The organism is Streptomyces sp. MGP-P1 (assembly GCF_057766565.1).
Genome location: NZ_JBYMEM010000007.1, coordinates 824,490 through 845,359 on the forward strand (window position 1 = coordinate 824,490; position 20,870 = coordinate 845,359).

17 protein-coding genes and 1 pseudogene are annotated in these 20,870 nt (G+C 69.0%); 12 read left to right on the top strand and 6 right to left on the bottom strand.

Annotated features, from left to right (window positions below):
• The first annotated feature begins 30 nt into the window (after positions 1 to 30).
• The 5 genes and pseudogenes from AC3CH1_RS25275 to AC3CH1_RS25295 all read left to right on the top strand — a co-directional run bounded on the left by AC3CH1_RS25275 (position 31) and on the right by AC3CH1_RS25295 (position 6,638).
• Entirely contained in the window at positions 31 to 1,149 is a 1,119-nt protein-coding gene (locus tag AC3CH1_RS25275) for a DegT/DnrJ/EryC1/StrS family aminotransferase (protein ID WP_488465019.1), read from the top strand.
• Positions 1,146 to 2,164, top strand: a pseudogene (locus tag AC3CH1_RS25280) (Gfo/Idh/MocA family protein). Before AC3CH1_RS25275 ends, AC3CH1_RS25280 begins: the two are co-directional and overlap by 4 nt.
• The gene (locus tag AC3CH1_RS25285; protein ID WP_488465020.1) at positions 2,154 to 3,734 is read left to right on the top strand and encodes a glycosyltransferase family 4 protein; all 1,581 of its coding nucleotides are present in this window, start codon (positions 2,154 to 2,156) and stop codon (positions 3,732 to 3,734) included. The pseudogene AC3CH1_RS25280 and the gene AC3CH1_RS25285 overlap by 11 nt, the downstream one beginning before the upstream one ends.
• On the top strand, positions 3,731 to 5,347 hold the full coding sequence (locus AC3CH1_RS25290; RefSeq protein ID WP_488465021.1) for a glycosyltransferase family 2 protein: 1,617 nt from the start codon (positions 3,731 to 3,733) through the stop codon (positions 5,345 to 5,347). The genes AC3CH1_RS25285 and AC3CH1_RS25290 overlap by 4 nt, the downstream gene beginning before the upstream one ends.
• A gap of 4 nt (positions 5,348 to 5,351) precedes the next feature.
• Positions 5,352 to 6,638, top strand: a complete 1,287-nt coding sequence (locus AC3CH1_RS25295) for a nucleotide sugar dehydrogenase (protein ID WP_488465022.1) — start codon at positions 5,352 to 5,354, stop codon at positions 6,636 to 6,638.
• A gap of 498 nt (positions 6,639 to 7,136) precedes the next feature.
• On the opposite strand, the gene AC3CH1_RS25300 is transcribed toward AC3CH1_RS25295, so the two are convergent.
• From AC3CH1_RS25300 to AC3CH1_RS25320, 5 genes are all read right to left on the bottom strand, one after another.
• Positions 7,137 to 7,739 carry an acyltransferase gene (locus AC3CH1_RS25300; protein ID WP_488465023.1) on the bottom strand — a complete coding sequence of 201 codons (603 nt, stop codon included), beginning with the start codon at positions 7,737 to 7,739 and terminating at the stop codon, positions 7,137 to 7,139.
• A gap of 162 nt (positions 7,740 to 7,901) precedes the next feature.
• The gene (locus tag AC3CH1_RS25305) at positions 7,902 to 9,038 is read right to left on the bottom strand and encodes a transglycosylase family protein (RefSeq protein WP_488465024.1); all 1,137 of its coding nucleotides are present in this window, start codon (positions 9,036 to 9,038) and stop codon (positions 7,902 to 7,904) included.
• A gap of 101 nt (positions 9,039 to 9,139) precedes the next feature.
• Positions 9,140 to 10,534 carry a C40 family peptidase gene (locus tag AC3CH1_RS25310; RefSeq protein WP_488465025.1) on the bottom strand — a complete coding sequence of 465 codons (1,395 nt, stop codon included), beginning with the start codon at positions 10,532 to 10,534 and terminating at the stop codon, positions 9,140 to 9,142.
• A 181-nt stretch (positions 10,535 to 10,715) separates the two neighbouring features.
• Entirely contained in the window at positions 10,716 to 10,886 is a 171-nt protein-coding gene (locus AC3CH1_RS25315) for a hypothetical protein (RefSeq protein ID WP_488465026.1), read from the bottom strand.
• 113 nt (positions 10,887 to 10,999) lie between these two features.
• Positions 11,000 to 11,347 (bottom strand): hypothetical protein, encoded by a 348-nt coding sequence (locus tag AC3CH1_RS25320; RefSeq protein ID WP_488465027.1) that lies wholly within the window; start codon positions 11,345 to 11,347, stop codon positions 11,000 to 11,002.
• A 165-nt stretch (positions 11,348 to 11,512) separates the two neighbouring features.
• Here AC3CH1_RS25320 and AC3CH1_RS25325 point away from each other — a divergent pair, with 165 nt between their 5' ends.
• The 5 genes from AC3CH1_RS25325 to AC3CH1_RS25345 all read left to right on the top strand — a co-directional run bounded on the left by AC3CH1_RS25325 (position 11,513) and on the right by AC3CH1_RS25345 (position 17,075).
• On the top strand, positions 11,513 to 12,499 hold the full coding sequence (locus AC3CH1_RS25325; RefSeq protein WP_488466733.1) for a LuxR C-terminal-related transcriptional regulator: 987 nt from the start codon (positions 11,513 to 11,515) through the stop codon (positions 12,497 to 12,499).
• Between the two features lie 581 nt (positions 12,500 to 13,080).
• The gene (rplU, locus tag AC3CH1_RS25330) at positions 13,081 to 13,401 is read left to right on the top strand and encodes a 50S ribosomal protein L21 (protein WP_003969204.1); all 321 of its coding nucleotides are present in this window, start codon (positions 13,081 to 13,083) and stop codon (positions 13,399 to 13,401) included.
• A 14-nt stretch (positions 13,402 to 13,415) separates the two neighbouring features.
• Entirely contained in the window at positions 13,416 to 13,673 is a 258-nt protein-coding gene (rpmA, locus tag AC3CH1_RS25335) for a 50S ribosomal protein L27 (RefSeq protein ID WP_026291105.1), read from the top strand.
• 145 nt (positions 13,674 to 13,818) lie between these two features.
• The gene (gene obgE / locus AC3CH1_RS25340) at positions 13,819 to 15,255 is read left to right on the top strand and encodes a GTPase ObgE (RefSeq protein WP_488465028.1); all 1,437 of its coding nucleotides are present in this window, start codon (positions 13,819 to 13,821) and stop codon (positions 15,253 to 15,255) included.
• A gap of 320 nt (positions 15,256 to 15,575) precedes the next feature.
• Entirely contained in the window at positions 15,576 to 17,075 is a 1,500-nt protein-coding gene (locus AC3CH1_RS25345; protein ID WP_488465029.1) for an SDR family NAD(P)-dependent oxidoreductase, read from the top strand.
• Here AC3CH1_RS25345 and AC3CH1_RS25350 read toward each other — a convergent pair.
• Positions 17,060 to 17,302 (bottom strand): hypothetical protein, encoded by a 243-nt coding sequence (locus tag AC3CH1_RS25350; protein ID WP_488465030.1) that lies wholly within the window; start codon positions 17,300 to 17,302, stop codon positions 17,060 to 17,062. The two genes, AC3CH1_RS25345 and AC3CH1_RS25350, sit on opposite strands and share 16 nt — an antisense overlap.
• On the opposite strand from AC3CH1_RS25350, the gene AC3CH1_RS25355 reads away from it, so the two are divergent.
• Positions 17,301 to 19,406 carry a hypothetical protein gene (locus AC3CH1_RS25355; RefSeq protein ID WP_488465031.1) on the top strand — a complete coding sequence of 702 codons (2,106 nt, stop codon included), beginning with the start codon at positions 17,301 to 17,303 and terminating at the stop codon, positions 19,404 to 19,406. The genes AC3CH1_RS25350 and AC3CH1_RS25355 overlap by 2 nt on opposite strands.
• Positions 19,407 to 19,584: 178 nt before the next feature.
• On the top strand, positions 19,585 to 20,823 hold the full coding sequence (locus AC3CH1_RS25360; RefSeq protein WP_488465032.1) for a glycosyltransferase family 2 protein: 1,239 nt from the start codon (positions 19,585 to 19,587) through the stop codon (positions 20,821 to 20,823).
• Positions 20,824 to 20,870: the final 47 nt, after the last annotated feature.

Genomic DNA, 20,870 nt, shown 5'->3' on the forward strand with positions numbered 1-20,870 from the left:
GAGCTCTTGCGGTGTTCAAGGAGGACGTTCATGACGAGCATCAACGAGCAGCCGATTCCTGCTGCCCGCCCGGTCATCGGGGAAGACGAGATCGAGGCCGCGGTACGCGTGCTGCGCAGCGGTCGCGTCGTGCAGGGCCCGGAGGTCGCGGCCTTCGAGGAGGGCTTCTCCCGCCTGGTCGACGACCGGCACTGCGTCGCCGTCAACTCGGGGACCTCGGCCCTCCACCTGCTGCTGCTGGCCCTGGGCATCGGCCCCGGCGACGAGGTGATCGTCCCCTCCTTCTCCTTCGCCGCCTCCGCGAACGCGGTCCGCCTCGTCGGAGCCGACGTGGTGTTCGCCGACATCGAGCCGGGCAGCTTCGGCCTCGACCCGGCTGCGGTCGAAGCCGCGATCACGCCGCGCACCGCCGCGATCATGCCGGTGCACCTCTACGGCCACCCCGCCGCGATGGACAAGCTCATGCCCATCGCCGACCAGCACAAGCTCGCCGTCGTCGAGGACGCCTGCCAGGCCCACGCCGCGGCGCTGAACGGCACCCCCGTCGGCGCGTTCGGCGCGGGCGGCACCTTCAGCTTCTACCCGACCAAGAACATGCACTCCCTCGAGGGCGGCATGGTCACCACGGCCGACGCCGAACTGGCCCGCACCCTGCGCCTCCTGCGCAACCAGGGCATGGAGCAGCGGTACGCCAACGAGATCGTCGGCGCCAACATGCGGATGACCGACGTGTCCGCCGCCGTCGGCCGCGTACAGCTCGGCAAGGTGGAGGCATGGACCGAGCAGCGCCGCGCCAACGCCGCGTACCTCGACGCCCACATCACCTCCCCGGCCGTCACCACGCCGCCGGTGGCCGAGGGCGCCCGGCACGTCTACCACCAGTACACCCTGCGGATCAGCGGTGACCGGGACGCCGCGATGGCCAAGCTCACCGAGGCGGGCATCGGCAACGCGGTCTACTACCCGACGCCGATCCACCGGCTCAAGCCCTACTGGGAGCCGGACCAGAAGGCCGGCCGCACCTGGGACCTGCCCGAGACCGAGCGGGCCGCCGCCGAAGTCGTCTCGCTGCCCGTCCACCCCTCGCTCACCGAGGGCGACCTGGAGCGGATCGCCGCCGCGGTGAACTCCCTGGGGGAGAACCTGTGATCACCGTACTGAAGGCCGGACTCATCGGCCTCGGCTCCATGGGCCGTCACCACGCCCGTGTCCTCGCGAGCCTGGAGGGCGTCGATCTGGTCGGCGTCGTCGACCCGATGGGCGACAAGAACGGCTGGGCCCAGGGCGCCCCGTCCTCTCCACCGTCGAGGAGCTCATCGCCCTCGGCATCGACTACGCCGTCGTGGCCTGCCCGACCGCGCTGCACGAGGAGGTCGGCCTCCAGCTCGCCGACGCCGGGGTCAGCGCCCTGATCGAGAAGCCGCTCGCCGACACCGTCGAGGGGGCGCGCCGCCTCGTCGACGCGTTCGAGTCGCGCGGCCTGGTGGCCGGCGTCGGCCACATCGAGCGGTGCAACCCGGCGCTCCTCTCGCTCCGCGCCCGCCTGGAGGCCGGCGAGCTGGGTGACGTCTACCAGGTGGTCACGCGCCGCCAGGGCCCGTTCCCGCACCGGATCGCGGATGTCGGCGTGGTCAAGGACCTGGCCACCCACGACATCGACCTGACGGGCTGGGTCACCGGCCGGACGTACACATCGATCGCCGCCCACACCGTCTCCAAGTCCGGCCGCCCGCACGAGGACATGGTCTCCGCCGTGGGCCAGCTGTCCGACGGCACGATGGTCAACCACCTGGTCAACTGGCTGAGCCCGCTCAAGGAACGCTTCACCTCGGTCACCGGCGAGCGCGGCTGCTTCATCGCCGACACCCTCACCGCCGACCTCACCTTCCACTCCAATGCCGCGGTCACCACCGAGTGGGAGGCGCTGCGCGCCTTCCGCGGGGTCTCCGAGGGCGACATGGTCCGCTACGCCATCCCCAAGCGCGAGCCGCTGCTCGTCGAGCACGAGCTGTTCCGCGACGCCGTACAGGGCAAGCCGGCCGACATCTGCACCCTGCGGCAGGGGCTCCGGACCGTCGAGGTGGCGACTTCGCTGCTCGACTCGGCCAACAGCGGCCGGACAGTTGTATTCGAGACAGGAGAGCACGCTCGTCATGACGATTGACAGCTTGGCCGCAGGGCCGGAGCGCCGTACCCGTGGAAAGATCGTCATGCTCGTCGACAACGGCGTCAACGGCGATTCCCGGGTGCAGAAAGAAGCTCGCTCAGCTGCGGAAGCCGGCTGGGACGTGGTGCTCCTGGGCAAGTCGCCCACCAAGAAAACCAAGCGCTGGTGGCTGGGCGAGGCCCAGGTTCGCCTGCTCCACGTGCCGACGCCCATGCACCGTCGCCGTCACGAGTACCGTCGGCCCGGGCTGCGCTCACCTCTCGCCTATCCGCCCGGTCCGCTCGCCGAGTACCGTAAGCAGCGGATGAAGGCCTGGCGCGCCGAACTGAACGTCCGGGGTGTAGAAGCCAGGCGCAGCGGTTCGAGGCTGGGCGCTGCGCGTCTGCTGCCTCCGCGCCTGATGGCGAAGGCGCTGAGCAAGTGGGTGCATCTCCGGGCCGGCCGCACCGAGGTACTCGCCCAGCGACGCAAGAGCATGGACTCGATGCTGGATCGTTTCACCACGGCCTTCTGGGTTCGTACCATGGGCGACCGGGCGTGGCGTCGGCTCGATCCGGCCCTGTGGGACTTCGAGCTCGCGTACGGAAGAGTCATCGACCGGCTCGAACCGGACCTGATCCACGCGAACGATTTCCGTATGCTCGGCGTGGCCGCGCGGGCGAAGCTGCGCGCCGAAGCAAAGGGCAGGTCCGTCAAGCTCCTTTGGGACGTGCACGAGTTCCTGCCCGGCATCAAGCCGTGGAACCCGCACCCGCGCTGGCACATCGCGCAGTGCGGACACGAGCGCGAGTACGCGAAGTATGCCGACGCCGTCACTACGGTCTCCTCCACGCTGGCGGACATGCTGGTCGAGCGTCACGGTCTGAAGACTCTGCCCGCGGTGGTGCTCAACGCCCCGGACGCCGAGATCTCCCCGGAGCAGGCCGCGGAGCCGGTGCCGGACCTGCGTGAACTGTGCGGAATCGGGCCCGAGGTCCCGCTGGCCGTCTACAGTGGCGCGGCCGCCCCGCAGCGGGGCCTCGACATCATGGTCGAGGCGCTGCCCCAGCTCCCTGACACCCACGTCGCGTTCGTGGTCCTGCGCACCAACTCGGCGTACATGCAGGAACTCACCGAGCGCGCCGGCGAACTGGGCGTATCGGACCGGCTGCACATCCTGCCCTACGTGCCGCACTACCAGGTTGTGCCCTTCCTGTCCGCGGCGGACGTGGGCGTCATCCCCATCCATCACTGGCCCAACCACGAGATCGCGCTGATCACCAAATTCTTCGAGTACTCGCACGCCCGACTGCCGTTCGTGGTGAGTGACGTGCGGACGATGGGCGAGATGGTGGCACGGACCCGCCAAGGCGAGGTGTTCACCGCCGAAGACGTCTCCGACTACGTCAGGGCGGTCAAGTCGGTGCTCGCCGATCCCGCCAAGTACCGTGCGGTCTACGAGAACCAGAGGTTGCTGGAGGACTGGACCTGGGAGGCCCAGGCCGAGGTGCTCGACGGCGTGTATTCCCGGCTCGTCGGGGGGGCCCGTGCAAAGGCGGGTCGGTCGGACAACCAGGTGATGGCATGACACGTAGCCCCGACGTCAGCGTCGTCGTCGCGGTCTACAACACGATGCCCTACCTGACGGATTGCCTGAACTCCCTGATCCGGCAGAGCATCGGGCTTGACCGGCTGGAGATCGTGGCGGTCGACGACGGGTCGACCGACGACAGCGCTGCCGAGCTCGACCGGTTCGCCGAGCGTTATCCCGGCGTCGTCAAGGTGATCCACCAGGAGAACTCCGGGGGCCCGGCAGCGCCGAGCAACCGGGCGATGGAGATCGCGTCCGGTCGCTTCGTGTACTTCATCGGCTCGGACGACTACCTGGGCGACGAAGCCCTGGAGAGAATGGTCTCCTATGCCGACGAGCACGATTCTGACGTCGTGGTCGGCAAGATGGTGGGCACCAACGGCCGTTACGTCCACCAGAAGCTCTACGAGGAGACTTCTCCGGACATCAGCCTGTACGCGTCGAGCCTGCCGTTCACACTGGCCAACACCAAGCTCTTCCGTAGGGAGTTGGTGGAGAAGCACCAGCTGCGCTTCCCGGAGGACATGCCGGTCGGGAGTGACCAGCCGTTCACGATCGAGGCGTGCGTCCGGGCCCGCAAGATCTCGGTCCTCGGCGACTACACGTACTACTACGCGGTCAAACGCGGTGACGCCGGCAACATCACCTACCGGGCCGACCACCTGGCCCGGCTCCGGTGCGCCACCAGGATCATGGAGCACACAGCCGCACTCATCGAGGCCGGACCGAAGCGCGACGCCGTCTTCAAGCGGCACTTCGAGTGGGAGCTGTCCAAGCTGCTGCTCGACGACTTCCCCGCCCTCCCCGTCGAGACCCGGCGGCAGATCTGTGAAGGGCTGGCCGTCCTCCTGGAGGCTTACTTCACCGACGGTCTGCGCGACGCGACCGGAGTGAAGAGACGGGTGCGTTTCGGCCTGGCGCAGCGCGGTGCTGTCGATGAGCTCACCCGCGCGATCGCGGACGAGGCGGAGCACGGGCCCCCGCCCTTCATCCTGGAGGGCGACCGCGCCTTCGCGCCCTACCCGGGCTTCCGGGATGCCGGGGTAGGACTCGACGACCGGTGGTACGAGGTGCGGGAGACGGTGGCGGGCCGCCTCGCCGCCAGTACGCGACTGGAGAAGGCCGACTGGGAGCAGCACGGCACGGAGCTGTCCTGCGTCGTGAGGCTGCGCGTCGGCATCACCGGCGACACGTCCTCGGCCGTCATCGCCCTCGCCCAGGGCGCCATGCCGCAGAGCGCGGACAAGGCCGGCGCGCGCAAGCTCCCGAAGGACGCCCCGACCCCGCAGCGCAGCGGCACGCTCACCGCCGACGCGGCTGAGGACGGCGGCACTCTGCTGACCGCCCGTATCCCGCTCGCACCCGGGCGGGCCAAGAAGGGCGTGCGCCTCTACGTGGAGGTGGCGGGCTCCCCGTACGAGATCCCGGTCCGCACCGAGGGTCGGCCGATGCCGCTGGCGCGGCGCTGGGGGAGCACCGACCCCCACCGCGTGGCGGCGAACACCAACACCAAGGGCCGGCTCGTGATCACGACGGCTCCCCTGCGGGAACCGAAGTCCGGCGTGGGCGCACGGCTGCGCCGCACGCTGTCCAGGTCGAAGAGGAAGTAACCCGATGAACATCTGTGTAGTCGCGCTCGGCAAGATCGGGCTTCCGCTCGCCGTGCAGTTCGCCGCCAAGGGCCACAAGGTCATCGGCGCGGACGTCAACGAGAGGGTCGTCGAACTCGTCAACGCGGCCACCGAGCCGTTCCCCGGCGAGCACGACCTCGACCGCCTGCTCAAGGAGACCGTCGGTGCCGGCCTGCTCTCCGCCACCACGGACACCACGGCAGCGGTCGCCGCGTCCGACGCCGTCGTGGTCGTCGTCCCGCTCTTCGTGGACGCCGAGGGAACCCCCGACTTCGGCTGGATGGACTCCGCCACCAAGGCCATCGCCGCGGGCCTGAAGCCCGGCACCCTGGTCAGCTACGAGACCACGCTGCCGGTCGGCACCACCCGTACCCGCTGGGCGCCGATGCTGGCCGAGGGCTCGGGCCTGACCCCCGGCGAGGACTTCCACCTGGTCTTCTCCCCGGAGCGGGTGCTCACCGGCCGGGTCTTCGCCGACCTGCGCCGCTACCCCAAGCTCGTCGGCGGCGTCGACGAGGCGTCCGCCGAGCGCGGCGTCGCCTTCTACGAGGCCGTCCTCGACTTCGACGAGCGCGAGGACCTGCCCCGCCCCAACGGCGTCTGGGACCTCGGCACGGCGGAGGCCTCCGAGCTGGCGAAGCTCGCCGAGACCACCTACCGCGACGTCAACATCGGTCTGGCCAACCAGTTCGCCCGGTTCGCCGGCCAGAACGGCATCGACGTCAAGAAGGTCATCGAGGCCTGCAACAGCCAGCCCTACAGCCACATCCACCAGCCCGGCATCGCCGTCGGCGGCCACTGCATCCCGATCTACCCGCGGATGTACCTGTGGAACGACCCGGAGGCGACCGTCGTGCGCTCGGCCCGCGAGGCCAACGCCGCGATGCCCGCGTACGCCGTCGACCTGCTGGCCGCCGCCTACGGCGACCTGGACGGCGTCGGGGTCCTGGTGCTGGGCGCGGCCTACCGCGGCGGTGTCAAGGAGACGGCGTTCTCCGGTGTCTTCGGCGTCGTGGAGGCACTCAAGGCGCGCGGCGCGGTGCCGTTCGTCTCGGACCCGATGTACACCCCCGAGGAGCTGACCGCCCTCGGCCTCGTCCCGCACGACGGCCACCAGGCCGTCACCGCCGCGATCCTCCAGGCCGACCACGCCGAGTACCGCGAGCTGTCCGCCGCCGATCTGCCGGACGTCCGCGTCCTGGTCGACGGCCGCCGCACGACGGACCCGACGAAGTGGGCCGGCGTGCGCCGCGTGGTCATCGGCGGCTGACACCGCCGCACAGCACCGAGCCCCCGCCGTCGTCCGGTCGGGGGCTCGGTGCCGTTGTGAGTCGAGTGTCAGCGATCCGTTCGGCCGGGCGCCGGCGGACTCTCCTGAGTGCCGCGGCCCGCCCGGTCCCGCTCCTCCCGCGCAAGCCTGGCCCGCAGCCACCGCTGGGACGGCCGCTCGACCAGGTGCAGGCCGCCAGGACCATCGCCGCGACGGTGAGCAGCAGGGTCGGCCAGGCACCCAGCGTTCCGTACACCGTGCGGTACATCGCGATGCCGCTGACGAACAGCGCGGTGTTCAGCGGCTACGCGGAGATCCCGAGGATCGGCACCTGGTTACCCGACTGCTGCACCAGCACGCATCGTCATGTTCGTCAGCGACTCACTGATGCTTCGGCCGGGTGCGCGACCCGTCGGGCATGGCCCGTCAGACCGCGAAGGCTGCGGTCCGGCCGGAACCGGTCACCCGGCCTGGCACCTTCCCTGCGGCCCGGTGGGCTCAGGCTGGGCGCTCCCCGAGGACCCCGTCCTTCTCCTCGTACAGCGCCTCACTCTGTGGGCACTGCCACACCCCCGGCTCACCCTCGCGCTCCACCAGGCGTACCCCACTGCGGCCCACCCAGCCGATCTGCCGGGCAGGTACGCCGACGACCAGAGCGAAGTCCGGAACGTCCTTGGTCACCACGGCGCCCGCCGCGACCATGGCCCACCGGCCGATCCGCATCGGCGCGACACAGACCGAGCGGGCGCCGAGCGACGCGCCCTCGGCGACCTTCACGCCGACCGCCTCCCAGTCGCCGCCGCGCTTCTGCTTGCCGTCCGGGTCGACCGAGCGCGGGTTGTGGTCGTTGGTGAGGACCACAGCCGGGCCGACGAATACGCCGTCGCCGAGCTCGGCGGGCTCGTAGACGAGGGCGTAGTTCTGCAGCTTGACGTTGTTGCCGATGCGGACGCCGGTACCGACGTAGGCACCCCGCCCGACGACGCAGCCCTCGCCGAGCTTCGCTCCCTCGCGGATCTGCGCCAGCTCCCAGACGCTGGAGCCGGCCCCGATCTCGGCGGTCTCGTCGACCTGGGCGGTGGGCTGGACCCTGTAGTTCACGTACGGCTACCTTCCAGAAGGCGGTTTCGCCGGAAAGCATACGGTCTCCGGAGCGGACGCCTCGCGGCCCGGTATGGGGCCACGGCCGCCGGGAGCCGATGCCGGCCACCCCATCCGGCCCGTGTGCTGGGTGGAATGGCCCGGATCGTTGTGGTGGTGGTCTCAGATGAGGTGTTTGAAGGTGTTCCAGCCGTGGCCGATCTCGGTGCCGGCGCCGAGGCTGTTGCTCTTGCTTGTGTAGAGGTAGAGGCCGCCGGTGTTGCGGTGGGTGGCGACGATGTCTGCGCGTCCGTCGCTGTTGATGTCGGTCAGCGTGAGGTGGCTCATCAGGTGGAAGCTGGAGCCGATTTCGATGCCGTTGCCGATGTTGCCGCCGGAGGTGCCGGGGTAGAGGAGCAGGGTTCCGGTGTCTTCGCGGGTGGCGATGAGGTCGGCGCGGTTGTCGCCGTTGAAGTCGCCGGCTGCCAGGTTGGTCATCTGGGACCAGCCGCTGCCGATCTGCTTGGTGTGTGCCACGCCGTTGCCGTTGCCGGTGTAGAGGTTGAGCGTGGCGTCGGACTTGTTGACGGCCACGATGTCGGCCTTGCCGTCGCCGGTGAAGTCGCCGGCGGCGAGCTGCTCGATCCCGGTCCAGCCGTGGCCGATCTCGTCGGTGGACTTGAATCCGCCGTCGCCGTCGCCGATGTAGAGGAAGAGTTCGCCGGTGGTTCGCTTCGTCGCGACGAGGTCGCCGTCTCCGTCGCCGTTGAAGTCTGCGGCGGCCACCTTGTCCATGCCGGTCCAGCCGCCGCCGACCTCGCGGGTGAAGTTCACTCCGGAGGTGCCGTCGCCGGAGTACAGCCGGAGGGTGCCGGTGGAGTCGACGCCCAGCAGATCGTCCTTCAGGTCACCGGTGTAATCGTGATCACGGTGCACTTCGATGGGCGGGTAAGGATCGGCTTTGTCGCCGGCCAGGCCGGCCACTGCCCCGCAGTGTGGCCAAGCGCCGGCGCCTTGTCCGGCCAAGACCTTTTCGGCTATCAGGATTTGCTGCTTCTTGGACGCCAGGTGGGCGTTGGACGCGTACACGCGGCCGCCGTATCCGGCCCAGGTGCTCGCTGAGAACTGCAGGCCCCCGTAGTAGCCGTTTCCCGTGTTTATGGACCAGTTCCCTCCACTCTCGCACTGCGCGACTTTGTCCCAGGTGGCTATGGATGCTGCTGTGGCGTGCTGGGCCATCAGCAGGGGAACAGCGAGGGCGGCGGCGATCACGGCTGCGAATGCCGGGCGGTGGCGGCGGGCGAGAGCGGAGCGAGGCAAGACGCACTTCCGTTTCGAGTGATGGGGTGTCGTTGAGACGCGAAAGGAGGAGCCCGCCCTCACGTGCGCAGGCCCCTCCGGGCTGTGTCCGGCCGATGGCCTCAGATGAGGTGTTTGAAGGTGTTCCAGCCGTGGCCGATCTCGGTGCCGGCGCCGAGGCTGTTGCTCTTGCTTGTGTAGAGGTAGAGGCCGCCGGTGTTGCGGTGGGTGGCGACGATGTCTGCGCGTCCGTCGCTGTTGATGTCGGTCAGCGTGAGGTGGCTCATCAGGTGGAAGCTGGAGCCGATTTCGATGCCGTTGCCGATGTTGCCGCCGGAGGTGCCGGGGTAGAGGAGCAGGGTTCCGGTGTCTTCGCGGGTGGCGATGAGGTCGGCGCGGTTGTCGCCGTTGAAGTCGCCGGCTGCCAGGTTGGTCATCTGGGACCAGCCGCTGCCGATCTGCTTGGTGTGTGCCACGCCGTTGCCGTTGCCGGTGTAGAGGTTGAGCGTGGCGTCGGACTTGTTGACGGCCACGATGTCGGCCTTGCCGTCGCCGGTGAAGTCGCCGGCGGCGAGCTGCTCGATCCCGGTCCAGCCGTGGCCGATCTCGTCGGTGGACTTGAATCCGCCGTCGCCGTCGCCGATGTAGAGGAAGAGTTCGCCGGTGGTTCGCTTCGTCGCGACGAGGTCGCCGTCCCCGTCGCTGTTGAAGTCTGCGGCGGCGACCTTGTCCATGCCGGTCCAGCCGCCGCCGACCTCGCGGGTGAAGTTCACTCCGGAGGTGCCGTCGCCGGAGTACAGCCGGAGGGTGCCGGTGGAGTCGACGCCCAGCAGATCGTCCTTCAGGTCACCGGTGTAATCGTGATCACGTGTGGCGGTGACGTCCTCGACGATGTTCTTGTAGCGGTACGGCAGGTAGGAACCGGAGTTGTTGAAGTAGGAGTACGGGATCGTGCGCCGCACGGCGTGCGGCGGGGTCTGCTCGATACCGACGTACGAGGTTTGCGAGGAGTTGGCCCAGCGCTCGAACAGGACGACGTGGGAGCCACTCGTGGGGTTGGAGGGGTTGTGGAAGAGGAGCATGTCGCCCTTCTTCAGATCACTCTTGGAAATGCGGGTGGCGTAGGTATCGAGGTTGCCGGTCCAGGCGTTGGTGCCGAGGTTCCAGGCCATGGAGATCAGGCCCGAGCAGTCGGTGCGATAACCGCCCCGGTAGTCGTTCATGCTGTACGGCACTTTCGCGTCGACCCAGGTCTTCGCACGGGCTATGACCGCGCTACGAGTGATCGGAGCCGCCGCGGCCGAGGGGGACGACGAGAAGCCGCTGAGAGGGGAATCAGCCTTCAGCGGCCCCACCTTGCCCTGAGGTCTCTCGACGTCCTGGGTGGCGGTGCTCGCGGTGGCGGCGGCTGCGGGGGCGGCCGTCGCCACGGGGGGAAGGGCGAGGGCGCCGAGAACGGTGGCGCTGGCAAGGGCCACGGTGAGGACAGCGCTGCGCGCAGAGATTGTCGCGGGCATGACTATTGCTCCTTGTTGGATGCTCAAGTGGTGGAGCCGGGAGTGACCGCCTGCAGGAATGCGAACGTCCCGTGCGGAGGCGTCGAAGCGTGGAGAGCCGAGGGGAGGGGGCGGGTCTGACCCGGCGCCTGCCCGGCGGGGTGCGGTAGCCAGTGGGCTCAGCCGTTGAGCGCGTGGGTGGCTACTGCCAGCCGAAGTCGTTGCTGGGGAGGTCGGCCGCGGCGACGCTCTGCCGACCGGGGTTCTGGTTTCCGGAGGTGATGATTCCGGCAGCCACTCCAAGGCAGTGGAGCAGTGATCCCGCGGCAAGGACGGTGATCGCGGCGGCCCTGGCGGTACGGATGGTTCTCATGGCGGCTGACCCTTCGGCGGAGACGGGCTCGGTGGATGGTTCAGGCCCTGTGTCCCGCGGTGACGTGGGGCCGGTCTGTCGTGTTCACCGGTCGCTGTCCCTTCCGGCGAGAACTACTCTCCCGGCAGGTCGGAGGGGTGGGAAGAGGTCTCCGACGGCCCCAAAGGGCCATGTCCCAATGGGGCCAGCAAGGGTGCCTCCGCCCTGCGCAGCTCCCAACCGGCCAGCTCCCCATGGGTGTCCAGCAGTCGATGGCACAACTCCGCAGCCAGGGCCTCGGCCGCGAGCAGGGACTCCGCCACCGCGAAGATCCCGATGATCGGGTCCGGTTCGGCATTCGGATGAGCGGTGACGTGTTCTATCCGTTCACCGGGCCGCGTGAGGGCGAGGGCGCGCCGACCTGCGTCGGAAGGCAGGCGGCCACCGGGCGGCGCTTTCAGCTGGGCGTGAATGAGATACATGCCACTGAGGTTGCAACCAGCCCGCGAAGCAGGCTGCTCTGACTGCTGGCCCATTGGGGACATGGACGAAATAGGCCAACCCTCTTCCTGCTCCCCATCGGGACGGATCTACGTGCGATTATCGTGAAGATCGCTTCACGGGAAGGTCGCTTTATGGGGGAGTACGTGCTGACTTTGCTGGGCATGGAGAGACGGGTGGAAGCCGTATATCGCGCCTTGCTGTCGCACCCGGACGACGGGGTCACCGATCTCTGCGAGCGCTTGGAAATGACCGAGGAGGAAGTGCGCCGCGGCCTCGACCGTCTGAGTGAACTGGCCCTCGTGCGGCCTTCGTACGAGGAGCGCGGCAGGCTTCGGGCGGTCAGCCCAGACGTCGGTATGGAGATCCTGCTCACCCGTCAGCAAGCCGAGCTCGCCGCTCAGCAGCACCGTATCGAGGCCTCCCGGGCAGCCGCCGCGCAACTGATCGCCGAATACGCCGATCTGCGCCCGTCGGTCGTCGAACCCGGCGTGGAGCATGTGGTCGGCCTGGACCGCATCCGGGAGCGGCTTGACCTGCTGCAGCGGGAGGTGAAGGACGAGGTCATGATCCTGGCCCCGGACAGGGAGCAGTCGCCGGACAACCTGGAAGCCGCCAAGCCGCTCGACCAGTCCCTGCTGGAACGGGGAGTCCGTATGCGTACCGTCTATCTCGACAGCGTCCGCAACAGTCCGCACACCGTGGCCTATGCCGAATGGCTGAGTGGTCTGGGTCGGCAAGCCCGTACCGCCCCCACCCTGCCCATTCGCCTGATCATCACGGACCGCAGCACTGCGGTGATCCCGGTCAACAGCGATGACACCGCCGCCGGCGCGGTGATACTCACCGGCCAGGGCACGCTGACGGCCCTGTGCGCCCTTTTCGAATCCCTCTGGGAGACGGCCAAGCCGTTTGGTGAGACCGAGAGGAAAGGCGAGAGCGGATTGACCGACACGGAGGCGACGGCCCTCAGGCTGCTGGCCGACGGTTTCACGGACGAGGCCATCGCCAAACGTCTGGGCGTCTCGCACCGGACCGCCCGCCGCGTGGCGACGGGACTCATGGAGCGTCTCGGCGCGCGCAGCCGGTTCGAGGCGGGAGTGGGCGCGGTACGCCGGGGCTGGCTGGACTAAGGGCTGTCCAAACACTTTGGGGACGCGGCTGGCGGGTGGTTCGCCTGCGAGCGCGGTGTGTCCGCGGTGGTGATCGCAGGAATTCGGCCGAGTGGGCCCTGCGGCCCGTGCGGAACCGTCGACCAGCAGCCGCCTGCCGTGAACGGTCAGCCGGGCATGACGGTGGGGCATGAAGACCTCCGTGTGGTGAAGAGTTCGACACCTCCACCACGCCGGAGGCCGTCGCCGGCCACGCGCGGTCGGCGTTGAAAACGTTCGTGATCAATACCCCTGGAGCCCACGATCTTGCGTGGCGAGCGTCGCCGGTCGAGAGCGGGCTGGGGCGCCCACGAGGGTGCCCGTGCCGGAAGCTCTCGTGGACCGCCCAGGAGGGCGGTTTGACCCCCACACCCCCGCCCCGTAACCTTGACCCTCGGTGTGTTTACTTGACGCACCTACCCCTGAGCACATCCCTCCCGGTAACGGTCGGTGTTCGCGCCGTCCGCCAGGAGAGGCCGCTCATCCTTCCGGATCGTCCCGGGCTCCGGCCCGTGCGAGCGGCTGGCATCAGGGGATCCGTTCCGAGCGAGAGAGAGATCCGCGTGTACGCCATCGTGCGCAGCGGTGGTCGCCAGCACAAGGTAGCTGTCGGCGACATCGTTGAGGTTGACAAGATTTCCACTGCCAAGGTTGGCGACACGGTCGAGCTCTCGACCCTGCTCGTTGTCGACGGTGACGCGGTCACCAGCGACCCGTGGGTGCTGGACGGCATCAAGGTGACGGCCGAGATCGTGGACCACCACAAGGGCGCGAAGATCGACATCCTTCGCTACAAGAACAAGACCGGCTATCGCCGTCGCCAGGGTCACCGTCAGCAGTACACGGCGATCAAGGTCACCGGTATCCCCGCGGCTGCGAAGTAAGGGACTGAGAACACATGGCACACAAGAAGGGCGCATCTTCCACTCGGAACGGGCGCGATTCCAATGCTCAGCGGCTCGGCGTGAAGCGCTTCGGCGGTCAGGCCGTCAACGCCGGTGAGATCCTGGTCCGCCAGCGCGGCACCCACTTCCACCCGGGCACGGGCGTCGGCCGTGGCGGCGACGACACGCTGTTCGCGCTGGCCGCCGGTGCGGTGGAGTTCGGTACGCACCGTGGCCGCAAGGTCGTGAACATCGTTCCGCTCGCCGTCTGATCCTTCTCAGCGCGCGCAGAACGACACACAGCACCTTCCGAGGGCGGATCTCAGCTTTCCCGGCGAACGGGGAAGCGGGTCCGCCCTCGGCGTGTTACGACAGAGACAATCCCGCTTTTTTCCGCTGTACCTGGAGGCACCAACCATGACCACCTTCGTGGACCGCGTCGAGCTGCATGCCGCCGCGGGTAACGGAGGCCACGGCTGCGCCTCCGTCCACCGTGAGAAGTTCAAGCCGCTGGGAGGCCCCGACGGGGGCAACGGCGGACGCGGCGGCGATGTGATCCTCGTCGTCGAGCAGTCCGTGACCACGCTGCTCGACTACCACCACAGCCCCCACCGCAAGGCCACCAACGGTCAGCCCGGCGCCGGCGACAACCGCTCCGGCAAGGACGGCCAGGACATGGTCCTGCCCGTCCCCGACGGCACCGTGGTCCTCGACAAGGCCGGGAACGTGCTCGCCGACCTCGTCGGCCAGGGCACCACCTTCGTGGCCGGTCAGGGCGGCCGCGGCGGCCTCGGCAACGCGGCGCTGGCCTCGGCACGCCGCAAGGCCCCGGGCTTCGCGCTGCTCGGCGAGCCGGGGGAGAGCCGGGACATCGTCCTGGAGCTCAAGACCGTCGCCGACGTGGCCCTCGTGGGCTACCCGAGCGCGGGCAAGTCCTCGCTGATCTCGGTGCTCTCCGCGGCCAAGCCGAAGATCGCGGACTACCCGTTCACCACTCTCGTGCCGAACCTCGGCGTCGTCACCGCCGGCTCGACCGTCTACACCATCGCGGACGTCCCCGGGCTCATCCCCGGCGCCAGCCAGGGCAAGGGCCTCGGCCTGGAGTTCCTGCGGCACGTCGAGCGCTGCTCGGTGCTCGTGCACGTCCTGGACACCGCGACGCTGGAGTCCGACCGCGACCCCGTCTCCGACCTCGACATGATCGAGGAGGAGCTGCGGCTCTACGGCGGCCTGGAGAACCGGCCCCGCATCGTCGCCCTCAACAAGGTCGACATCCCGGACGGCCAGGACCTCGCCGACATGATCCGCCCCGACCTGGAGGCCCGCGGCTACCGCGTCTTCGAGGTCTCCGCGATCGCGCACAAGGGACTCAAGGAGCTCTCCTTCGCGCTCGCCGGGATCATCGCCGAGGCGCGCGCCACCAAGCCGAAGGAGGAGACGACCCGCATCGTCATCCGTCCCAAGGCCGTCGACGACGCTGGCTTCACCGTCGCCCTGGACGACGAGGGCATCTACCGTGTGCGCGGCGAGAAGCCCGAGCGCTGGGTGCGCCAGACCGACTTCAACAACGACGAGGCCGTCGGTTACCTCGCCGACCGCCTCAACCGCCTCGGCGTCGAGGCCGCCCTGATGAAGGCGGGCGCCCGCGCCGGCGACGGCGTCGCGATCGGCCCCGAGGAGAACGCGGTCGTCTTCGACTGGGAGCCGACCGTGACCGCCGGCGCCGAGATGCTCGGCCGCCGCGGCGAGGACCACCGCCTGGAGGAGCCGCGCCCCGCCGCGCAGCGTCGCCGGGACCGCGACTCCGAGCGTGACGACGCGGAGAAGGAATACGACGAGTTCGACCCCTTCTAAAGAGTGTCCGACCGGGAGCTGCCCCTGGTCACGGCCGACGGCCCGTCTCCTCGGAGGCGGGCCGTCCGGTAGCCTCGGGGCCGGGCGCCGGTGGTTTTCGCCGGTCACGCCGGGTGCACGCGCCACGGATGTGCGGATTGAGCAACACATCTGTGGGGTCGGTCACCCCGTGCGACCGCCCCGAAGCGCCCAACCTCCCTGGCCAGAGGGTGAACTGCGGGTATCCGCAGGACGATCGGCGGACGACGTCCACCTTGCGAGACGGTCACGGAGAGTGCGACCATCACACTGTTCCCCCGTCATAGCAAGGTAGGTCGTCTGTGTCTGTGCCGCATGAAGCCAAGCCCCGGACCACAGCGGTCGTGCTCGCCGGTGGGACCGGCCAGCGCGTGGGCCTGTCGATCCCCAAGCAGCTGCTGAAGATCGCCGGCAAGGCCGTCATCGAGCACACGCTGACCATCTTCGAGAATGCCGAGGGCATCGACGACGTCATCGTGCTGATGGCGCCCGGTTTCGTGCCCGACGTCGAGAAGATCGTCGCGAAGGCCGGACTGACCAAGGTCACCCGGATCATCGAGGGCGGCAACACCCGCAACGAGACCACCGAGCGTGCCATCGCGGCCCTCGGCGAGGGTCTCGCCGAGGGCGAGGACCGCAACGTCCTCTTCCATGACGCGGTACGCCCCCTGCTGTCACAGCGAGTGATCACGGACTGCGTCGACGCGCTGGACCGTTACCAGGCCGTCGACGTCGCCATCCCGTCCGCGGACACGATCATCGTCACCCGCACGCACGGTGAGGACGGCGAGTTCATCACCGAGGTGCCCGACCGCTCCCGGCTGCGCCGCGGCCAGACGCCGCAGGCCTTCAAGCTCTCCACGATCCGCAGGGCGTACGAGGTCGCGGCGGGCGACCCCAACTTCCAGGCCACCGACGACTGTTCGGTGGTCCTCAAGTACCTCCCCGACGTGCCGATCTACGTGGTCGCGGGCGACGAGTACAACATGAAGGTGACCCAGCCGGTCGACGTCTTCATCACCGACAAGCTCTTCCAGCTGGCCTCCACCGCCGCCCCCCGCCAGGCCGACGAGGCCGCCTACCGCGAGCTCCTCACCGGCAAGACCTTGGTCGTCTTCGGCGGTTCGTACGGCATCGGCGCCGACATCGCCTCCCTCGCGGAGGGCTACGGCGCGAAGGTCTACGCGCTGGGCCGCTCCACCACCGGTACGCACGTGGAGAACCCGGAGCACGTGGACGACGCGCTCTCCAAGGCGTACGCCGAGACCGGGCGGGTCGACTACGTCATCAACACCGCGGGCGTGCTGCGGATCGGCAAGCTGGCCGAGACGGACAACACGACGATCCAGGAAGCCCTGAACGTCAACTACCTGGCGCCCGTCCAGATCGCCCGCGCCTCGTACAAGTACCTGGCCGAGACCCAGGGCCAGTTGCTGCTCTACACCTCCAGCAGCTACACCCGGGGCCGCGCCGAGTACAGCCTCTACTCCTCCACCAAGGCCGCCATGGTCAACCTCACCCAGGCGCTCGCGGACGAGTGGGCGGGCGAGGGCATCCGGGTCAACTGCGTGAACCCGGAGCGCACCGCGACCCCGATGCGCACCAAGGCGTTCGGCCAGGAGCCCGAGGGCTCGCTGCTCTCCTCGGAGGCGGTGGCCCGCACCTCGCTGGACGTTCTGCTCTCCGCCCTGACCGGCCACGTCATCGACGTACGGCAGCAGGACCCGACGGCGGGAGCCGCCGAGTCCTCCGGTTTCGAGCAGGCCCTGGCCTCCGTGCTGGACCGTCAAGCAGATGTGTAATAATTCTTGACAAATGTGCTTTTCCGGGCCTCTGTTGTCGCTTTGCGCGACGGCAGAGGCCCGAATGCGTGAAGCCGCACCTTCACATTTCCGCCAATACGTGAATCAACCGGCACCCCCTGGAGCAGGTTCTTCGTGATCTCGACAGCCATTCGCCTGGCCCGTGTGGGCAGCAGGTCGGAACTGGCGGCAGCGTTGTTGATGGGGCTGGGATATCCCTGCGTCATGCTTGCCGCGCTCATTCCCCACATCTGGTTCTTCGCGGCGGCCACCGCTGTCACGTATGCCACCGACTGGTACCTGCACCAGAAGGGGAGCTATCTGGTCAACCGCCTGGGCAAGGTGCGCGCCGGGCTGTCGATCCGCTTCCTGCTGCGGCAGCTCATGGTCATCCTGCTGCTGGCCCGGCTGGATCTCGCCGAGTCGCCGCTGTTCTACTCGGCGGTGGCCTGTTTCCTGCTCTTCTACGGGCTCCAGGCGCCGCACGGCGCCCTGACGACCCTGATCCGGCTCCGCCGCACCATGCCGGTCGTCACCCGCAACGTGGACCTGCACGCGGTCCGCATCCCCGACGCCCCGCCCGGCGTGCTGCTGCGGCGCTCCGCCGAGAAGATGCTGCACCTCGACATCCCGGCCGTGGCGGGCATCCTGATCGCCGCCGGTACCGGTGAGGACGTCATCGGCTACGCGGGCATCGGCCTGACGCTGCTGCTGGCCCTGGTCTACCTCGCGCTGCTGTTCCCGTACATGCGCCGCGGCCGGCTGGCGCCTCCGGCCCCCGCCGTGCTCAAGGCCGTCGACGGCTGGCTGCGCGACTACCAGCCGAGCGTGGTGCTCTACTTCTCCGGCTCCAACGAGTCCGCCTACCAGGGCAACATGTGGCTGGAGACCATGGCCCGGGTCGAGGGCCGGCCGCTGATCATCATGCGGGAGCGTGGCCTCGTCCCGCAGCTGGCCGAGACCTCCGTCCCGGTTCTCTGCATCCCTGCGGGCACCCACCTGATGAACCTGGACCTCTCGACCGTCCGGGTCTGCCTGTATCCCGCCAACGTCGGCAAGAACATCCACATCCTGCGGGTCCCGACGATGAAGCACGTCTTCATCGGGCACGGGGACAGCGACAAGCTCGCCAGCGTCAACCCGTACTCCAAGGTCTACGACGAGGTCTGGACCGCGGGCCGGGCGGGCCGCGACCGCTACGCGCTGGCCGACGTCGGCGTTCTCGACCAGGACATCGTCGAGGTCGGCCGCCCGCAGCTGGAGCCCATCAGGAGCTGGACGGGCGCCGTCAAGAACCCCATCCCGACCGTGCTGTACGCGCCCACCTGGGAGGGCTGGGACGACAACCCGGGCAACACTTCCCTGCTGCTGGCGGGCGAGAACATCGTGCGTCGGCTGCTGAACGCCGCCGACCCGGTCCGGATCATCTACAAGCCGCACCCCTTCACCGGTATCCGCAGCGGCAAGGCCAAGGCCGTCGACTTCCGGATCCGGGCGATGCTGGAGAAGGCCGCCGCCGAGCGCGCCGCCGAGCCCCGTTGGGCGAAGGAGGCGTCGTCGGCCGCCGCCGGGCAGAGCGCCGCCAAGGCCGAGCTGGCCCGGATCGAGGCGCGGCTCGCGCAGCTCTCGGCCCCGGGCCACTCGGGCGGCGACGAAGCGGAGGAGTCGCGGATCTCACTCGCCGACCCCGCCCGCGAGGCGGAGACCGCCCGGCTGCGGGCCGAGTGGAACGACGCCTACTGGCGCTCCTTCGGCTGGTGGGAGCACCGTACGGTGACCGGCGCACAGCCCAAGCTGTACGACTGCTTCAACGAGTCCGACGCCATGGTTTCGGACATTTCCAGTGTGGTCTCCGACTTCATCGCGAGCGGCAAGCCGTACGCGGTCACCGACTCCGCCGCGCTCGGGGCCGAAGAGTTCAAGCGGCAGAACACCGCGGTGCGCGCCGCGGTCATCCTGTCCAACGGCGCCGAGGAGCTCGACGCGCTGCTGGCCGCGGTGGCCGACCCGACGGCGGACACGCTGGCGGACGCCCGCCGCGAGCTGAAGACCTACCTCCTGGGGCCGGACGAGCCGACCTCCATGGAGCAGTTCAACGCCGCCGTCTCGGCGCTGGCAGCCAAGGCCGAGGCCCGTAACCTGGGCGTCGCCCAGCGCCTCGGCGACCAGGCCGTGGCGGTGCTGGACGAGGAGTCCGTCACCAGCGGCGTCGGGGCCGGGGATCCGCAGGCGGTGGCCGAGGCCGACGCCACGGCGGACCCGGACGCACCGGAGGCCGAGGCGCCCGAGGCTCGGACGGCCCTCGCCGAGGGGTCCTCGTCCGTGCGCTGAACGCCGTACGGCCGAGCACCGCACAGCTGATCGAACTGGCTGAAAAGTAAGGAACCCCGATCGCGGCCCGTACGTCTCTCCTTGAGGGAGGGGTGTACGGGTCGTCCGGTATGCGGATGCGCAAAAGGTGCAGAGTCGGGCGAACTGCCTTCCTTCGTGATCAAATCGACAGGTGCACATGGCCGACATGCCCAGGAAGAACGACGAGCCCGATGTCAGTGTGATCATCGGAGCTTATGACGCGATGCCCTACCTGGTCCGGTGCCTGGAGTCCGTCGAGGCGCAGACCATCGGCGCGGACCGCATGGAGATCGTCGCGATCGACGACGGCTCCACCGACGGCACCGGCGCCTGCCTGGAGGAGTTCGCCGCCAGGACCGCGATTCCCATGAGAGTCGTCCGGCAGGCGAATTCCGGGGGACCCAGCGGCCCGCGCAATCGGGGCCTCTCCCTCGCCCGCGGCCGGTACGTCTTCTTTCTCGACGCGGACGACTATTTCGGCGAGGAAGCCCTGGAGCGCATGGTCGCCATGGGAGACCGGGCGGGCACGGACGTGGTGCTCGGGAAGATCGTCGGCGTCAATCGCGGTGCCGCGAAATCGATGTGGAAAGAGACCGTCGAGCGGGCCGACCTGTATTCCTCCAACGTCAAATTCACGTTGAGCGCGCAGAAGCTGTTCCGGCGCGACCTCCTCGTACGCCTCGGAATGACCTTCGACGAGAAGCTGAAGACGGGTGAGGACGCCCTGTTCACGATGGAGGCGTACATCCGCGGCAACGGGATCTCCGTGGTCGCCGACTACACCTGCTACTACCTGGTGGGCCGCGAGGACCGCAACCAGATGACCAAGAAGGGCAGCTACAAACGCCGCTTCGACTCGGCCCGCGCGCTCATGGGGCTCATCGCCCAGTACGTGCCCCCCGGCCCCCGGCGCGACGTCCTCATGGTGCGGCCCTTCGTCATCACGCTGCTGCCCCAGTTCGGCCCCGGGCTGCTGAAGCAGAAGCCCGAGGTCCGCGAGCGGAAGATGGCGCTCGCCGCTCCGCTGATGAAGGCGTACTGGACCCCGGAGCTCGGCCGCAACCTCAAGGTGAACGAACGGCTGCGGCTGATGTGCCTCGCCGAGGGCCGGCTCGACCTGCTCCTGGACGTCGCCGCCTTCCTGCGCGCCGAGGAGGAGCCCGAGATCGTCCGCCGGGGGAACCCTCCCCGTCTCCACCTCGCCTACCCGCACTTCGGGGAGAGCTCCGTCCTCCCCGACCGGGCCTACGAGGTCACCATCACGGAATGGGTCGGCGGACGGCGGATCGAGGCGCTGCGGGACAAGCCCCGCCTCTCCTTCCCCCGGCGCGTGGTCCGCAAGGCCCGCCGGGTGCTGCTCAGCGCCGTGCGCACCCCCCGCGCCCGCCGCATCTGACCGGGCGCGGCCGGGGGAGTACAGCCCCCCTCTCCCGCCCCGGTGAC